We start from the raw sequence: 16,356 nt of genomic DNA on the forward strand, positions 1-16,356 counted from the left end.
CAATACTTTCCGGGAGCATCACATGTCTTTCCAACAAGGCCTGAGCGGCTTGAACGGCGCAGCCAAATCGCTGGACGTCATCGGTAACAACATCGCCAACGCCAGCACCGTCGGCTTCAAGGGCGCGCAGGCGCAGTTCGCCGACGTGTATGCCAGCTCGCTCAACGGCGCCGGCGGCGTGACGGCCGGTATCGGCACCAAGGTGTCGACCATTGCCCAGCAGTTCACCCAAGGCAATATCGAATCCTCGAACAACTCGCTCGACGTCGCCATCAACGGCCAGGGCTTCTTCCGCACCGTTTCCTCGGGCATGGTGCAGTACACCCGCAACGGCCAGTTCTCGCTCGACAAGGACGGCTACATGACGAACGCCCAGGGCGCCAAGCTAACCGGCTATAGCACCGGCCCGAGCGGAGAGATCCTGGCCGGCGCGCCGACGCCCGTGCAGATCAGCACCAGCGACATCAAACCGGTCTCGACCACCAAGGTGGGCATCGAGATGAACCTCGACTCGCGCGTTGCCGCGCCGACCGTGACCCCGTTCGACGCCACCGATCCGAACACCTACAACAAGCAGTCGCCGGTGGACGTGTATGACACGCTCGGCAACCCGCACGTGCTGTCGACCTTCTACGTGAAGAACGGTTCCGGCACCTGGGACATCTACGCGGCCAACGACGGCACCGAAGTGACGAACCTGAAGGTGGCGCAGGCCGCCCAGGGTGACACGGGCGTCGCCAACGCGCGCGCTGCCTGGGATGCGGCAACGAAGGCCGTGCCGCCGGTCGCCGCGACGATCTCGGCGGCCCTGGCCACCTATGCCGCCGCTGCCTCGGGCGCCGTCTCCAATGCAGCCGGCGCGGCCGGCGCCGACGCGACCGCCCGGGCCGCGATCGTCGCCGCCGGCGGCGATGCCGCCCTGGTGGCCGGCAGCACGCCGGATCTGGTCGACAAGGCGATCCTGGCCTCGGTCAAGGTGCCGGCCGTGCCGGTCGGCACCCTGCGCTTCGACGAGAACGGCGCGCTGAACGCGGCGACCACCGCGAACGCCGGCAAGTTCACCGTCGACCTGCCGATCTTCCCGTCGACCGGCGCGGAACAGACCCAGTCGATGGAACTGGCCTTTACCGGCACCACGCAATACGGCACCGCGACCAGCGACAAGAAGCTGGTGCAGGACGGCTACACGGCCGGCCACCTGCAGCGCTTCTCGATCGGCAAGGAAGGCATCATCCTGGGCCAGTACAGCAATGGCCAGTCGAAGCCCCTGGGCCAGGTCGTGCTGGCGAACTTCGCCAACAGCAACGGCCTCGAGCCGCTCGGTAACAACGCCTGGGCCGAATCGGCCAATTCCGGCACCCCGCTGATCGGCACGCCGAACTCGGGCAGCTTCGGCGTGATGCAGTCGTCGGCGGTGGAAACCTCGAACGTCGATCTGACGGCCGAGCTGGTCAACATGATCACCGCGCAGCGCGTGTACCAGGCGAATGCGCAGACCATCAAGACGCAGGATTCGGTGTTGCAGACGTTGGTGAGCATGCGTTAATCGATAAGGTGATGGCGTAGGGTAGGCATGCCGTGAAACGCGGGCATGCCCGCCCTACGGTGCACCACCGTTTCGATTGACCCCATTGGCCGTCGCGTAACGTAGGGCGGGCATGCCCGCGTACCAACGAACGCACATCGAAACGCTTGAAAACGGCACGAACAAGGAACAATAAATGGATCGCTTGATCTACACGGCCGCCTCCGGCGCCAAGCACATCCTCGAGCAGCAGGCCACGACCTCGAACAACATGGCCAACCTGAACACCACAGGTTTCCGTGCCCAGCTCGACACCTTCCGCGCCGTGCCCGTGCAAAGCGAAGGCCTCCCGACCCGTACCTTCGTCGTCAACAACACCGTCGGCGCCGATTTCTCTTCCGGCCCGCTGCAGATGACGGGCCGCGACCTCGACGTCGCCATCAAGGGCCCGGGCTGGATCGCCGTGCAGAATCCGGACGGCAGCGAAGCGTACACAAGGAATGGCGCCCTGCAGATGAGCCCGAACGGCGTGCTGACCACGACCGGCGGCCAGACCATCGCGGGCGAGGGCGGCCCGATCACGATTCCGCCCGACGTTACCGTGACGGTGGGCGGCGACGGCACCATCTCCACGGTGTCGAACGCCGAGCGCCCGGCCGCGCCGGTGATCCTCGGCCGTATCAAGCTGGTGAACCCGCCCGAGAAGGATCTGGTGCGCGGCGACGACGGCCTGTTCCGGTTGAAGGATGGCGCCCCGGCCCAGATCGATCCGAACGTGCGCGTCGCCGGCGGCGCGCTGGAGGGCAGCAACGTGAACGCCGTCGATGCCATGGTGTCAATGATCGGCCTGGCAAGATCCTTCGAAACCCAAATGAGCCTGATGAAGAACGCCGAGAATAACGCCGCGAAAGCCAGTCAGATCCTTGCTTTGAACTAAGTGTTTCTCCAGCATAATTCTCCTATACGCGGCGGCTCTCGTCTGTCGCCCTTAGGAGAAACCCATGATTCGTTCGCTGTATATCGCCAAGACCGGCCTCGAGGCGCAGCAAACCAACCTCGACGTCATCACCAACAACCTCGCCAACGTCAGCACCAACGGCTTCAAGCGTTCGCGTGCGGTGTTCGAGGATCTGCTGTACCAGACCGTGCGCCAGCCCGGCGCCCAATCCTCGCAGCAAACCAATCTGCCGTCCGGCCTGCAGCTCGGTACCGGTGTGCGCGCCGTCTCGACCGAACGCATCTTCACCCAGGGTAATCCCCAGCAGACGGGCAACTCGAAAGACGTGATGGTCAACGGCGCGGGTTTCTTCCCGGTGCTGCTGCCTGACGGCACCCAGGCCTATACCCGCGACGGCTCCTTCCAGACCGACGCCAACGGCACCCTCGTCACTTCCAGCGGTTATCCGGTGCAGCCGCCGATCACCGTGCCGGCGAACGCCGAATCGATCACGGTCGGCCGCGACGGCACCGTCTCGATCAAGGTCGCCGGCAGCACCGCCACCACGCAAATCGGCAACCTGCAATTGATGACCTTCGTGAACCCGGCCGGGTTGGAATCGAAGGGCGAGAACCTGTACCTGGAAACGACCGCATCCGGCAACCCCAACGCCAACACTCCGGGCACCAACGGCGCCGGCGTGCTGATGCAGGGTTTCGTCGAAACCTCGAACGTCAACGTGGTCGAGGAAATGGTCAACATGATCCAGACCCAGCGCGCCTACGAGATCAACAGCAAGGCGATTACGACGTCCGACCAGATGCTGCAAAAACTGTCCCAGCTATGAAAACACTGATCTTCTCGCTCATCCTTGCGGCCCTGGCCGGTTGCGCCGTCACGCCAAGCACCATCGTTCAGGAAACGCGCAGCGCGCGTCCGGCGCTGGCCGAGCTCGCGCCGCCGACCGACGGCGCCATCTACAACGCGCGCAGCTACCGTCCGATGTTCGAAGACCGCCGCGCGCGCCAGATCGGCGACCTGCTGACGATCAACATCGTCGAGAAGACCTCGGCCAACAAGGCTGGCAACAGCTCGGGCAACAAGTCGGGCAGCGCTAGCTTTGGCCTGCCGGGCCCGCTGCAATCGAAGCTGGGCGCGAACGTGGCGACCGAAGGCGGCATCAAGTTCGCCGACGGCGACAACCAGAGCGCGAGCAATGCCTTCACCGGCACCATCGGCGTGACCGTCACCGAAGTGCTGTCGAACGGTAATTTGATCGTCGCCGGCGAGAAGCAGGTCGCGATGAACAAGGGCATCGAGTTCATCCGCTTCTCGGGCATGGTCAGCCCCGACACCATCCAGAACGGCAATGTCGTCTCGTCGACCCTGGTCGCCGACGCCCGTGTCGAATACCGCACCAACAGCCGGATCGACCGCGCCGAAGTCAATTCGATGATGTCGCGTTTCTTCCAGTCCCTGCTGCCATTCTGATTCAAGGATCGATCATGCGTTTCGCTTTCCCGTTGCTGGCCCTCTGCGCCGCCCTGACCGCCATCACCCCAGCCGCTCACGCCGAGCGATTGAAGGACATGGCCAGCATCGCCGGCGTGCGCCAGAACCAGCTGTCGGGCTATGGCCTCGTGGTCGGCCTCGACGGTACCGGCGACCAGACCAGCCAGACCCCGTTCACGGTGCAGTCGATCATCGCCATGCTGCAGCAGAAGGGCGTCAACCTGCCGCCGGCCGGCCAGCTGCAATTGAAGAATGTCGCCGCCGTGATGGTCACGACCTCGCTGCCGGCCTTTGCCCAGCCGGGCCAGAACATCGACATCACGGTGTCCTCGATCGGCAATGCGAAAAGCCTGCGCGGCGGCACCTTGCTCATGACGCCGCTGCAGGGCGCCGACGGCCAGGTGTACGCCATGGCCCAGGGTAACGTGCTGGTCGGCGGCGTGGGCGCATCCGCCGGCGGCGCGCAGGTGCAGGTGAATCACCTGGCGGTCGGCAAGATCTCGGCCGGCGCCACGGTGGAAAAGGCCGTCGCCTCGAACCTGGGCGAGAACAACCAGATCCGCCTGGAACTGAACACCACCGATTTCGCCACCGCCAGCCGCGTCGTCGCCGCCCTGAACGACCAGTTCGGCGTCGGCACCGCCACGGCCCTGGACGGCCGCGTGATCCGCGTGCGCACGCCATCCTCGTCGGACGCGCGTGTGAGCTTCATCGGCATGATGGAAAACATCGAAGTCAAGCCGGCCGCGGCCAGCGCCAAGGTGATCCTCAACGCCCGTACCGGCTCCGTCGTGATGAACCAGGCCGTGCGCCTGGATACCTGCGCCATCTCGCACGGCAACCTGTCGGTGACGGTCGGTGCCGACCCAAGCACGGCCGCTGCCGCCGTGGAAGTGAAGAAGGATCCGGGCAAGGTGCTGCTGGTGAAAGGCGGCGCTTCGCTGGCCGAAGTCGTCAAGGCGATGAACTCGATCGGCGCGACCCCGCAAGACCTGCTGGCCATCCTGCAGGCCCTGAAGGCCGCCGGCTCGCTGCGCGCCGAACTCGAAATCATCTAAGGGCCAGCCATGTCCATGACTCCCTCCCGCCACGACGTCAGCAGCAGCTTCGCGCTCGACACCCAGGGCCTCGGCAACCTAAAGCGTTCGGCCAAGGCAGGGTCGCTTGAAGCCACGCGCGGCGCCGCCCAGCAGTTCGAGGCGCTCTTCATCAACCAGATGATGAAGAGCATGCGCGACGCCACGCCCTCGGAGGGGCTGATGGACAACCAGCAGACCAAGATGTTCACCTCGATGCTCGACCAGCAGCTGAGCCAGAACATGGCCAAGCGCGGCATGGGCCTGGCCGACGTGCTGGTGCGCCAGTTATCCAGCCAGACGGACGCCAAGGCCCTGGCCATTGGCACTGACGGTGCTAATGGCACCAATGGCGCGGCGAGTGCGCTCGACATCCCGATGCTGCCGAAGAACCTCGGCCCGCTGAAGGGCATGGAAGGCGCGATCCAGACCAACGGCCTGAGCGCGAGCGGGCGCAGCCAGGCGCCGCACGTGCGCGCCTTCCAGGAAAAGCTGGGCGCGCACGCGGCCGAGGCGGAAGCCGTCACCGGCGTGCCGGCCAAGTTCATGCTCGGCCAGGCGGCGCTGGAAACCGGCTGGGGCAAGCGCATGATCCGCAATGCCGACGGCAGCAACGCCAACAACCTGTTCGGCATCAAGGCCGGGCCGAACTGGAAAGGGAAGGTCGCGACCGCTGTGACCACCGAATACGTGAACGGCGTGGCGCGCCAGAAGGTGGAGAAGTTCCGCGCCTACGATACGCCGGCCGATTCGTTCAAGGATTACGCGCGCATGCTGGCGAATAACCCGCGCTACGAGAAGGTGCTGGATCACGCCGGCGACGCCTCGGCCTTCGCGCACGGCCTGCAGCGCGCCGGTTACGCGACCGATCCGCAGTACGCCGCCAAGCTGTCGAAGATTATCAAGAACTCGTTGGCATAAACATTGACGTAAAAATCACGACCGGTAATCAACGCTCAAGTTTTTGCGCGGCCTGCCGTAGAAGAAAAGTCACCTAGAGAAAAACATGTCCGGAAACCTCCTCAGCATCGGCAAAAGCGGATTGTACGCAGCGCAAACCGCGCTGACGACGACCGGCCATAACATTACCAACGCCAACGTGGAAGGCTATAGCCGCCAGGGCGTGGTGCAGGCGACGTCGATCACGATGGAGACCGGCGTCGGTTTCGTCGGCACCGGCACCAAGGTGGCCGAAATCAAGCGCTACAGCGACGATTTCCTGAACAACCAGGTGCGCACGGCCACCGCCTCGACGGGCTCGCTCGACGCCTATTACGCCCAGATCAGCCAGATCGACAACCTGCTGGCCGACACCACCTCCGGCCTGTCGCCGGCGATCCAGAATTTCTTCTCGAGCGTGCAGGACGTGACCGGCAACGGCGCTTCGATCCCGTCGCGCCAGGCCCTGCTGTCGTCCTCGGAAACGCTGGCGGCCAGCTTCCAGCAGATCGACGCGCGCCTGGAGGAAATCGGCGAGGGCGTGAACAGCCAGATCGAATCGAACGTCAATCTGATCAACACCTACGCCAAGCAGATCGCCGAGATCAACGCGAAGATCGGCTCCTACGGCTCGACCGCCCAGCGCCAGCCGAACGACCTGCTCGACCAGCGCGACCAGCTCGTCATGGAACTGAACAAGCACGTCAAGGCATCGGTCACCCCCGGCAGCAACAATGCGCTGAACGTCTCGATCGGCAACGGCCAGCCGCTGGTCGTGGGCCAGCAGGCCTTCCAGCTGGCGACCATGAAGACGCCGACCGACCTCACGCGCGTCACCGTCGGCTATGTCACCGGCGACAAGGTCACCCAATTGCCGGAAAACGCCGTGACCGGCGGCGAACTGGGCGGCCTTCTCGAGTTCCGCAGCGGCACCCTCGACCGCGTGCAGAATTCCATCGGCCGCCTGGCCATCGGCATGGCCTTCACCTTCAACGCCCAGCACAAGCTCGGCATCGACGGCGCCGGCCAGCAGGGCAAGGACTTCTTCGTGCAGGCCCCGGCTTACGTGGCCGCGGCGGTCGACAACGCCGGCACCGCCAAGGTCGGCGCCACCGTCACCGATCCGACCAAGCTGACCGACAGCGACTACAAGGTCGAGTCCGACGGCAGCAGCTTCTTTGTCACGCGCCTGTCCGACAACCAGCGCACCAAGGTCGATCCCTACAACGCGGCCGGCACCACGGTCAAGGTCGACGGTGTCGACTTCGCCATTTCCGGTACGGCTTCCTCGGGCGACAACTACCTGGTGCGTCCGACCGCGAACGGCGCCTCCGGCTTCAACCTGGCCCTGAGCGACGTCGGCCAGATCGCCGCCGGCACGCCGATCGCCACCGCCGCCCCGATCGCCAACAAGGGCAGCGGCCAGATCAGCGCCGGCAGCGTCAGCGCCAGTTATTTCACGGCGCCGCCTGCGCTGCCGGTCTCGCTCAGCTTCGATGCCGCCGGCGGCGGCCAGCTGACCGGCTTCCCGGCGGGCGCCTCCGTCACCATGACGCTCAACGGCGCCACCACCACCCACACCGGCGGCAGCGCACCGTTCAAGGCCGGCGCCAGCTACAGTTTCAGCGGCGTGAACCTGACGATGTCGGGCGTGCCGCAGCAGGGCGACAAGTTCACCGTCAGCGCGAATACCGCCGGCACCGCCGACACCCGCAACATCCAGGCGCTCGGCGCCCTGCAGACCAAGAACATCTTCAACGGCGGCAGCGCGACTTACCAGTCGGCCTTTGCCCAGACGGTGAGCGCGGTCGGCAACAAGACGCGCGAAGTGCAGGTCAATGCCAGCGCCGGCGAGGCCCTGCTCAAGCAGGTGACGGGCGCGGCCTCGGACGTCTCGGGCGTGAACCTGGACGAGGAAGCGACCAATCTGCTGAAGTACCAGCAGGCCTACCAGGCCGCCGGCAAGGTCATGCAGATCGCCAACACCATTTTCGACACGCTGCTGTCGATCGCACGCTAAGCGTCGCGATAGCCGGAGAATAAGACATGCGCATCAGCACGAAAAGCATCTACGAAAACGCGACGACCCAGCTCAACACGCTGCAGTCCGGCATGGCGCGCACCCAAATGCAGCTGGCCACGAACAAGCGCATGCTGACCGCGGCCGACGACCCGATCGCCTCGGCGCGCGCGCTCGAAGTGACCCAGTCGAAATCGCTGAACGAACAGTACGCCACCAACCGTTCGAACGCGAACAGCTCGCTGGCCCTGGTCGAAGGTGCGCTCAGCGACAGCGGCGACCTGCTGATGGACGTGCAGACCCTCGTCGTCCAGGCCGGCAACGGCACCCTGTCGAAGGCCGACCGCAACATGATCGCCACCGAGATCGAAGCGCGCATGCAGGACTTGCTGGGCGTGGCCAACACCTCGGACGGCACCGGCGGCTACCTGTTCTCGGGCTACCGCGGCACCACCATCCCCTTCATCCAGACCGAGACCGGCGCGGCCTACCAGGGCGACCAGGGCCAGCGCAAGCTGCAGGTCGGCTCCTCGCGCTCGATCCCGATCAGCGACTCGGGCAGCGCCGTGTTCGAGAACAACCGTACCGGCAACGGCAGCTACCAGACCGTCATGGTCGACGGCAACCAGGGCGGGGCGATCGCCGTCACGGGCTCGGTGTCGGACGCGACCAAGCTCACCGGCCACAACTACACGCTGCAATTCTCGGTAACGGGCACGCCGGCCGTGACCACGTATTCCGTTGTCGACAACAGCGGCTCGCCCGCCGGCCCGCTGCCGACCAACGAGCCGTACGTGAGCGGCAAGCAGATCACCTTCGACGGCACCTCGTTCTCGATCACGGGCGAACCGGCTAACGGCGACAAGTTCGAGGTCAAGCCGAGCGAAAAGGAATCGATCTTCACCACCATGACCAACCTGGTCAAGGCCCTGCGTGATTCCGGCGAAGACACCAACGCCCGCGCGACCCTGTCGAACAAGCTGAACACGGCCAGCGAAGGCCTGAAGTCCTCGCTCGACAACATCCTGACGGTGCGCGCCTCGGTCGGCTCGCGCATGAAGGAACTCGACTACCTCGACAGCTCGGGTTCGGATCTCGGCATCCAGTACGACGCTACCCTGTCGAAGCTGCAGGATCTGGATATCGTCAAGGCGATCTCCCAGTACGCCACCCAGCAGCAGACGCTGGAAGCGGCGCAGAAATCGTTCAAGACGATGTCGGGGCTGTCGCTGTTCAACTATATCGGCTAATTGCGGGAACATCGGGGCTAGTAGCCTCGATACCGGCAGGCCGCAGCGGGCAATCGGCGCCCAGATCCTCCAGTTTGGCAGCCAGCGCGCCGCGCAGCTGCGTGAGGCCGGCGATGCGGGCGTCGATGTCGCCGAGTTTACGCGCCAGCGCCGCGCGCAACTCTTCTCCGGCCTGCGCCGGATCGGCCAGGAGCGGCATGCCCGCCTCGATATCGGCCAGCGTGAAGCCGAGCGCCTGCGCGCTGCGCAGGTAGCACAGCCATTCCACTGCTTCGGGCGGATAGTCGCGGTAGCCATTGGCGCGCCGGCGCGCCGCGAGCAGGCCGCGCTCCTCGTAGAAGCGCAGGGTGTCGCGGGTCAGGCCCGTCGCCGCCGCCAGTTCGCCGATGCGCATGGTGCCTCCAGAAATGCCTTGACCCTGGAGTGTACTCCAGGGTTGATGATGCGGTCTCACCTTCTGGAGACCGCCATGCAACTGCCCGCTTACCTTCGCCTTGTGCGCGCCAGCGCCTTCTACGACATCGTCGTCACCGGCGCGCTCGCCACGCCCTGGACGCTGCCGTTTGCCCACGCATTGATGTCGCACCTGAACCAGCAGCTCGGCGGCGCGGCGCTGCCGGCATTTGCACCCTTCCACATGTTCATCGGCGGCCTGCTGGGCAGCGTGGTGCTGGTCTGGTCGCTGCTGCGCCTGCGCATGCCGAGCCTGGTGCTGGGCCGCCACGACGGCGCCGCGCGCTTCCTGTTCTCGGGCTGGATGGTGTGGGCGCTGGCGCAGACCGGGGCGCCGGTGCTGTGGCTGCTGCTGGTGCCGGAATTCGCCTGGGGCGTGGCGCAGTGGTGGCCGGTCGCGCCGGCCGCCGTGCCTCAGTCGGGCGTCGGCCGGCTCCAGACCAGCTGACCGTTGCGGATCACTTCGCGCACCCGGTGGTAGGGCACCATGCGCGCTTCTCCGTCGCTGCCGATCAGGTCGAAGCCGAAATGTTGGCCGCGTTCGATGCGGATGCGCTCGAAGGAGACGCGCACCACGCGCTTGAAGACGCGGTCGTAATAGCCGATGACGAATTCGGCATTGCCGAAGTCGACGTCCCAGACGATGCGGTTGACGACTTCGTGGATGGGCGTCATGGCGCTCTCCGTCTATTCAGCCGCGGCGACGGCGTCCGTGACGGCCGTTTGCGCCAGCAGTTGCGCCAGCTTCCCGGCGCCCACCGGCTCGTGCACGGCGGCGCCCTGGGCGGCATCGCAGCCCATGGCCTGCAGGTCGGCCAGTTGTGCCTCGGTCTCGACGCCGTCGGCGATCACGCGCATGCGCAGGCGGTGCGCCAGGTCGACGACCGATTGCGCCAGCGCCCAGGCGCGCTCATCGCACTCATTGCGCTGCGGCTGCCCGAGCGGCGCGACAAAGGCGCGCTCGAGCCTGAGACTGTCGGCCGGGAGCTCCGCCAGGTAGCCCAGGCCCGCGCTGGCGCCGAAACCATCGATGCAGATGCGGATGCCGGCGCGGCGCAGCCGGCCCAAACCAGCGCGCTGCAGCGGTTGATCGTCGGCGAGCGCCGCTTCGCTCACGTGCAGCGCCAGGCACTGCGGATCGATGCCGCTGCCCTTGACGATGGCGAGGATGCGCTCGGCCATGCCGGGATGGGCGAGCTGGCCGGCGCTCAAGCGCAAGGAGGTGGCGACCGGCGCCAGGCCGGCCGCGCGCCAGGCGGCGTTCTGCATGCAGGCGCGGCGCAGGGCCCATTCGCCGATCGGCAGATCCAGCCACGTCTCCTCGGCCAGCGGCATCAGGCGCGCCGCTTCGATCAAACCGTGTTCCGGATGGGCCCAGCCGACCAGGGCTTCGACGCCGGCGATGCGGCCGCCGGCGAGCTCGCGCTGCGGCTGGTATTGGATCAGCAACTGCTCGGCGCCCAAGGCCGCGCGCAGGTCGTTCTTCAGCGCCATGCGCGCGTTCGGCGCCGGTGCGGCGTCCTGGCCGTACAGGTGGACGCCGTTGCCGCCGCGGTTGCGGGCGTGCAGCATGGCGCGTTCGGCGCGCGCCAGCAGCGCGTCCAGGTCGCAGGACGGCGCCGGGAAGAGGGCGATGCCGATGGCGAGCGTGACCGCGCATTCGCGTCCGCCCACGAGCAGCGGCAGGGCGAAGCGTTCGAGGATCCGGTCCGCCACCAGCTGGGTGTCGGCGGCGCCGGCCAGGTCTTCCAGGACGACGATGAATTCGTCGCCGCTCCAGCGCACCACGGTGTCGGCCACGTGCAGGCAGTCGCGCACCTGGCGCGCCGCCTGCGCCAGCACGGCGTCGCCGCCCTCGATCCCGAAGGCGGCGTTGATCTCGCCGAGCCGGTTCATGTGCAGCAGCATCAGCCCGACCGGACGGCCGTTGCGCAGGGCGCGCGCCATGGCGTGGCCGAGGCGGTCGCGCAGCACGCGCCGGCCGGGCAGGCCGGTCAGGGTGTCGAGCTGCACGCTGCTGTCCGCCACGGTCGCGGCATTGGCCTGCGTCCCGGCGGCGGCCTGGTACAGGGCTTCGTCGGCGCGGGCGATGGTCTGGCCGATCGTCTCGCCCGGCAGGAACTGCGCCACCCCGGTCGACACCGCGACCTCCGGCTGCGGCGACAGGTTCCCGAAGCGCAGCTGGCGTACGCCCGCGCGCAGCCGTTCGGCAAGCTGCCGCGCCGCTTCCTGGGGCGTGTCCGGCAGGAGCAGCAGCAATTGCGACGCGCCATAACGGCCGAAGGCGCCGGTCTCGCCCAGCTGCTCGCGCACGTAGGTTGCCACCTCGCGCAGCACCAGGTCGGCGCCGGCTTGGCCGTATTCGGCGTTGATGCGTTTGAAGCCGTCGATCTCGAGCAGGCACAGGCTGAACGGCGTGCCGTCACGCAGGGCGTCGAGGCGTTCGCCCTCGGCCAGGCGCGCGATGCGGCTGCGCTTGTGGCCGCCGGTCAGGCCGTCGTAACTTGCATAGTCGTGGATGAAGTCGAGCGCGTGCTGGAGCTTGACGAAGCCTTCCGTCTTGGTCAGCTCGAACAGCATCACGAAGAAGACGATCACGATGTAGAGGCCGAAGTCGCACAGCAGGAACAGCAGGCGCATTTCCTCGATCGGGTGCTCAGGCAGGGGAATGCCGAGCAGCGGCAGGCAATAGATGAAGACGACCGTGGCGCAGGTCAGGCCGAGCCAGAACATGGCGGTCCTGAAGCCGCCCAGGAACATGGCGACCATCGGCGGCACCACCATCCAGCCGGCCGTCGGCGCGGAGACGCCGCCCATCGCATAGGTCAGCCAGCTGAAATTGAAGAAGACCGCGCACAGGAAGACTTCGCGCGCCACCACGATGCTCTTGGTGACGCGCAGCAGGAAGGGCGCGATGAACATGCAGACGCAGCAGGTCAGGATGACCCGGCCGGCGGCGGTATAGCCGAGCGCATGGTAGGTGAAGGCGTACAGCGGGCCGGAGAGGGCGGCCATGACGACGGCGTTGATCACGTTCTGGGCGCGCGTCAGGGTCGTGGCGTTTTCCCGCACTTCGAGGGGAATGAACCATCGGATCGCAGCGATGTAACGGGTGATGCAACGGGTGCCGAAATTCATGAAGCTGTCTCTGGGTGATGTCCTCCGTATCCGTTCTTATGCTGAACCAATCATGAGAATGATGTCGCTCGGAAGCAATCCGGGATCGTAGCACGGCTGTTATCGCGTGTGCATACATTCCCGGCCGAGTCGAGTGAACCCACTAGCCCGGCAGGCGCGTGTCGCTGCAGACCATCTCTTCGAGCGATTGCTGCGACAGCGCCGGGCTGAAGTAATAGCCCTGCATCTGGTCGCAATCGTGGTCGCGCAGGAAGGTCAGCTGTTCCAGCGTCTCCACCCCTTCGGCGATCACTTTCAGTTTGAGGTTGTGGCCCAGCGCGATGATGGCGCGCGTGATGACGGCGTGGCCGTCGTGGGCGACTTCGCCCAGGAAGGAGCGGTCGATCTTGATGAAGTCGACGGGGAATTTCTGTAGGTGCGACAGGCTCGAATAGCCGGTGCCGAAGTCGTCGATCGACAGGCGCACGCCCAGGGTCTTCAGTTCGGCCAGGGCCTGCATCGCTTCGTCGGGATGATCCATCAGCTGGCTTTCCGTCACTTCCAGCTCCAGGTTGCGCGGATCGATGCCTTCGCGCTTGAGAATGCGCGCGAGGCTCGCCGCGAACTGGCGCTGACGCAGCTGGCGCGCCGACAGGTTCACCGAGATCACGAAGTCGTCGATGCCGAGCCGGGCCAGCGCCTTGAGGGCGCCGCAGGCCTCGACGATCACCCATTCGCCGAGCGGCACGATCAGCCCGGTCTGCTCGGCCACCGGAATGAACTGGTCGGGCGGCACCATGCCGCTTTCCGGATGGTTCCAGCGCACCAGCGCTTCCGCGCCGACGACCTTGCCGGTGCGCAGATCCACCTTGGGCTGGTAGCCGAGCACCATTTCGTGGTTGCCGATGGCGCGAGACAGGCTCGCTTCCAGCATCAGGTGCTGGTGCACGATCTGGTTCAGCTCGCTCGAATAGAACTGGCAGTTGTTCTTGCCCATGGCCTTGGCGTGGTACATCGCCGCATCGGCCGCGCGCATCACGCGGTCGACCGTGTCGCCATCGACCGGGAAGCGCGCGACGCCGATGCTGGTGCTGGGCAGGATGTCGCGCCCGCCGACCGTGATCGGCGCGCTCACGCGCAGGCGGATGCGTTCGATGAGGTCCGCCAGCTGCTCGTCGCCCGGCTGGTTGTTGATCACGAGGACGAACTCGTCGCCGCCGACACGCGCCACCGTGTCGTTGTCGCGCACGCTCAGCTTGAGGCGGCCGGCGATCTCGCGCAGCACCACGTCGCCGGCGTCATGGCCGAAGTTGTCGTTGATGTGCTTGAAATTATCGAGGTCGAGAAAGGCCAGCGCCCCCAGCACCTTGTTGCGTACCGCAAAATCGATCGAGAATTTCAGTTCGTCCTGCAGCAGGGTGCGGTTCGCCAGGCCGGTCAGCGGGTCGTGGTGGGCCAGGTGGTGCAGGCGGCGCTCGTAATGGCGGGCCTCGGTGATGTCGTTGATGATGGCGACGAAATGGGTCACCTCGCCATCGATATTGCTCACCGGGTCGATCCGTAAATCGTTCCAGAACACTTCGCCGTTCTTGCGCGCGTTGCGCAGGATGACCTGCACGCTCTGCCGTTTGCGCAGCGCATCGTGGATGCGCCGGTGTTCGGCCACGTCGCAGCCCTCGATGCGCATGAAGCGCGGGTTGCGCCCCTTGATCTCGGCCAGCGCGTAGCCCGTCATCTGCTCGAAGGCAGGGTTGACGTACTCGATCTTGTTGTCGCCGCCCTCGCAGCAGGTGATGACGATGGCGTTGACGCTCGAATAGATGGCGCGCTCGCGCACCCGCAGTCCTTGCTCCGTCTGCTTGCGCGCGCTGATGTCGAGGCCGGTGCCGAAGATGACGGGCAAGTCACCCAGGCTGGTGCGCGCACAATGAAAGAGCAGGCTGGTGCGCTTGCCGTGCTTGCCGATCAGTTCGGCCTCATGCGAGGAATGGCCGTGCTCGAAGGCGTCGAGGATCTTCTGCACGACCTCCTGGCGCTCTCGTTCGTCGAAGAAATACTGCACTTCGCAGGTCGGCAGTTCCTCGCTCGTCATTTCCAGCGCCGCTTCCAGCTGGTGGTTCCACAACAGCAAATGGCCGCTCTGGTCGATCACGTAGAACACGCAGGGCAGGCCTTCGATGATGTCGGCCGTCGGCAAGTCCTGGATCAGCGCATAGCGCGGCGGCACCTGGCCGGCGCGGGGAATGACGATGACGCTGAAGGCGCCGGTCTGTTCGGGATCGAGCGACTGCGGTGCGATCGTGATCCGCACCGGCAGGCAGCGGCCGTCGGCGCAGCGCAGCTGGCCGGTCGAGTCGAGCTCGACGCGCACGGCAATGGTCAAGGGCACCGCCGGCGACGATCCTGCGATGGCATCGAATTCGATGATTTCGTCCAGCCGCTTGCTGCGGATGTCCGCAGCCGTATAGCCGGCGAGCTTTTCGCAGGCCTTGTTCCAGCTGGCAATAGTGCCATCGGCATCGACAACGAAGACGGCGAGTGGCAGCGGCGACAGATTCAAGGCTTCTCCCTCGTGTGTGCTGGACATTTGCGCATGTAAATACAGCCTGCACAATTGCATGATAGTCCAGTCAGCGATGAGGAGCGAGAAGAATTCGTTCGGGGATATGGAACAGCGGCAGGAGCCATAGGCAGGGGCAGCTGCCCAAGGCAATGGATCGGCCGTATTTCATATGGTGAAATATTAGCTGTCGGAAAACTTTACACCAGTTACTTCATACGTTCGCCTTACGTCAGCAAGATTCGAGTTCTACATAGGAAATAATCTTTCATGGAATGAAAATTGCTGGATGTATATAAAAATTTCTTTAATGTAAGGATGATGATGAAACTCGCTGCTCTCGCTCTGCTCACCGCAACTCTCTTCGCTGGGCACGCCAATGCCGCTCCGATCAGCGCCATCGATCTGACCGCGGTCGGTTCGAGTACGTTCAATTATTCCGGCACCCTCGGTTGGTCATTTAAGGCCAAGAGCGACATGAACGTCGGCGCCCTCGGCCAGTGGGACTTCCAGGACAATGGCCTGTCGAGCAGCAGCTGGGTCGGCATCTGGGACGCATCGAACAATCTGCTGGCAAGTGTCACCGTCGGTACCGGTACTGCGGGTACGCTGATCGGCCACTATCGCTATGCCGACATCAGTGACATCACCTTGCAAGCCGGCAAAACCTATACGATCGGCAGCACGTTCAGCGGCTCCGTAATGCTTAGTAGCTACGCTGGCTATAGCTTCACGCCGGCGGCCCAATTGTCCGAAGTAAAAGGTGCCTGGAACTCGTCTCCCAAGACGGCACTGACCAGTTTTGTGGGATCGTCGGCAATCTACGGCGGCGCTAACTTCCTGATCACCAATGAGGTTCCTGAACCCGGCAGCCTGGCGCTGATCGGCCTGGGAATTCTGGGCGCTGCCGTCGCGCGGTGCCGCAAGGCAGGCTGACCGACCCCACGGCCGCGATGGCGGCCGCAGC

14 protein-coding genes are annotated in these 16,356 nt (G+C 65.3%); 10 read left to right on the forward strand and 4 right to left on the reverse strand.

The annotated features are described in order from the left end of the window. Positions 1-22: 22 nt before the first annotated feature. From ASF77_RS17380 to flgL, 8 genes are all read left to right on the forward strand, one after another. Positions 23-1,546, forward strand: coding sequence for a flagellar hook protein FlgE (locus ASF77_RS17380; protein WP_056342015.1), 1,524 nt, complete (start codon positions 23-25; stop codon positions 1,544-1,546). 175 nt (positions 1,547-1,721) lie between these two features. After that, positions 1,722-2,462 (forward strand): flagellar basal-body rod protein FlgF, encoded by a 741-nt coding sequence (gene flgF, locus ASF77_RS17385; RefSeq protein WP_056342018.1) that lies wholly within the window; start codon positions 1,722-1,724, stop codon positions 2,460-2,462. Between the two features lie 64 nt (positions 2,463-2,526). Beyond that, positions 2,527-3,309 (forward strand): flagellar basal-body rod protein FlgG, encoded by a 783-nt coding sequence (gene flgG / locus ASF77_RS17390; protein WP_056342021.1) that lies wholly within the window; start codon positions 2,527-2,529, stop codon positions 3,307-3,309. Beyond that, the gene (locus ASF77_RS17395; RefSeq protein WP_056342024.1) at positions 3,306-3,953 is read left to right on the forward strand and encodes a flagellar basal body L-ring protein FlgH; all 648 of its coding nucleotides are present in this window, start codon (positions 3,306-3,308) and stop codon (positions 3,951-3,953) included. The genes flgG and ASF77_RS17395 overlap by 4 nt, the downstream gene beginning before the upstream one ends. 14 nt (positions 3,954-3,967) lie before the next feature. Further along, positions 3,968-5,032: a flagellar basal body P-ring protein FlgI gene (locus ASF77_RS17400; protein WP_056342027.1), complete on the forward strand. Its 1,065-nt coding sequence runs from the start codon at positions 3,968-3,970 to the stop codon at positions 5,030-5,032. 15 nt (positions 5,033-5,047) lie between these two features. Beyond that, positions 5,048-5,971 carry a flagellar assembly peptidoglycan hydrolase FlgJ gene (gene flgJ, locus ASF77_RS17405; protein WP_056342317.1) on the forward strand — a complete coding sequence of 308 codons (924 nt, stop codon included), beginning with the start codon at positions 5,048-5,050 and terminating at the stop codon, positions 5,969-5,971. Between the two features lie 85 nt (positions 5,972-6,056). Further along, a complete protein-coding gene (gene flgK / locus ASF77_RS17410; protein ID WP_056342030.1) occupies positions 6,057-8,009 on the forward strand; it encodes a flagellar hook-associated protein FlgK in 1,953 nt (650 codons plus the stop codon). A gap of 26 nt (positions 8,010-8,035) precedes the next feature. Continuing rightward, the gene (gene flgL / locus ASF77_RS17415) at positions 8,036-9,259 is read left to right on the forward strand and encodes a flagellar hook-associated protein FlgL (RefSeq protein ID WP_056342033.1); all 1,224 of its coding nucleotides are present in this window, start codon (positions 8,036-8,038) and stop codon (positions 9,257-9,259) included. Here flgL and ASF77_RS17420 read toward each other — a convergent pair. Beyond that, positions 9,243-9,653 carry a MerR family transcriptional regulator gene (locus tag ASF77_RS17420; RefSeq protein ID WP_056342036.1) on the reverse strand — a complete coding sequence of 137 codons (411 nt, stop codon included), beginning with the start codon at positions 9,651-9,653 and terminating at the stop codon, positions 9,243-9,245. The genes flgL and ASF77_RS17420 overlap by 17 nt on opposite strands. A gap of 75 nt (positions 9,654-9,728) precedes the next feature. On the opposite strand from ASF77_RS17420, the gene ASF77_RS17425 reads away from it, so the two are divergent. Further along, entirely contained in the window at positions 9,729-10,160 is a 432-nt protein-coding gene (locus tag ASF77_RS17425) for a hypothetical protein (protein ID WP_056342039.1), read from the forward strand. Here the strand turns inward: ASF77_RS17425 and ASF77_RS17430 are convergent. The 3 genes from ASF77_RS17430 to ASF77_RS17440 form a co-directional block, all read right to left on the reverse strand. Continuing rightward, positions 10,127-10,387, reverse strand: coding sequence for a DUF504 domain-containing protein (locus ASF77_RS17430; protein WP_056342042.1), 261 nt, complete (start codon positions 10,385-10,387; stop codon positions 10,127-10,129). The genes ASF77_RS17425 and ASF77_RS17430 overlap by 34 nt on opposite strands. 12 nt (positions 10,388-10,399) lie before the next feature. After that, the gene (locus tag ASF77_RS17435; RefSeq protein WP_056342045.1) at positions 10,400-12,850 is read right to left on the reverse strand and encodes a diguanylate cyclase domain-containing protein; all 2,451 of its coding nucleotides are present in this window, start codon (positions 12,848-12,850) and stop codon (positions 10,400-10,402) included. A gap of 142 nt (positions 12,851-12,992) precedes the next feature. Beyond that, positions 12,993-15,416, reverse strand: a complete 2,424-nt coding sequence (locus tag ASF77_RS17440; protein ID WP_162244868.1) for a bifunctional diguanylate cyclase/phosphodiesterase — start codon at positions 15,414-15,416, stop codon at positions 12,993-12,995. Between the two features lie 255 nt (positions 15,417-15,671). On the opposite strand from ASF77_RS17440, the gene ASF77_RS17445 reads away from it, so the two are divergent. Next, positions 15,672-16,325 (forward strand): PEP-CTERM sorting domain-containing protein, encoded by a 654-nt coding sequence (locus tag ASF77_RS17445; RefSeq protein WP_156648920.1) that lies wholly within the window; start codon positions 15,672-15,674, stop codon positions 16,323-16,325. The last annotated feature ends 31 nt before the right edge of the window (positions 16,326-16,356 follow it).

It is taken from the genome of Massilia sp. Leaf139, assembly GCF_001424165.1.
GTDB lineage: Bacteria > Pseudomonadota > Gammaproteobacteria > Burkholderiales > Burkholderiaceae_D > Telluria.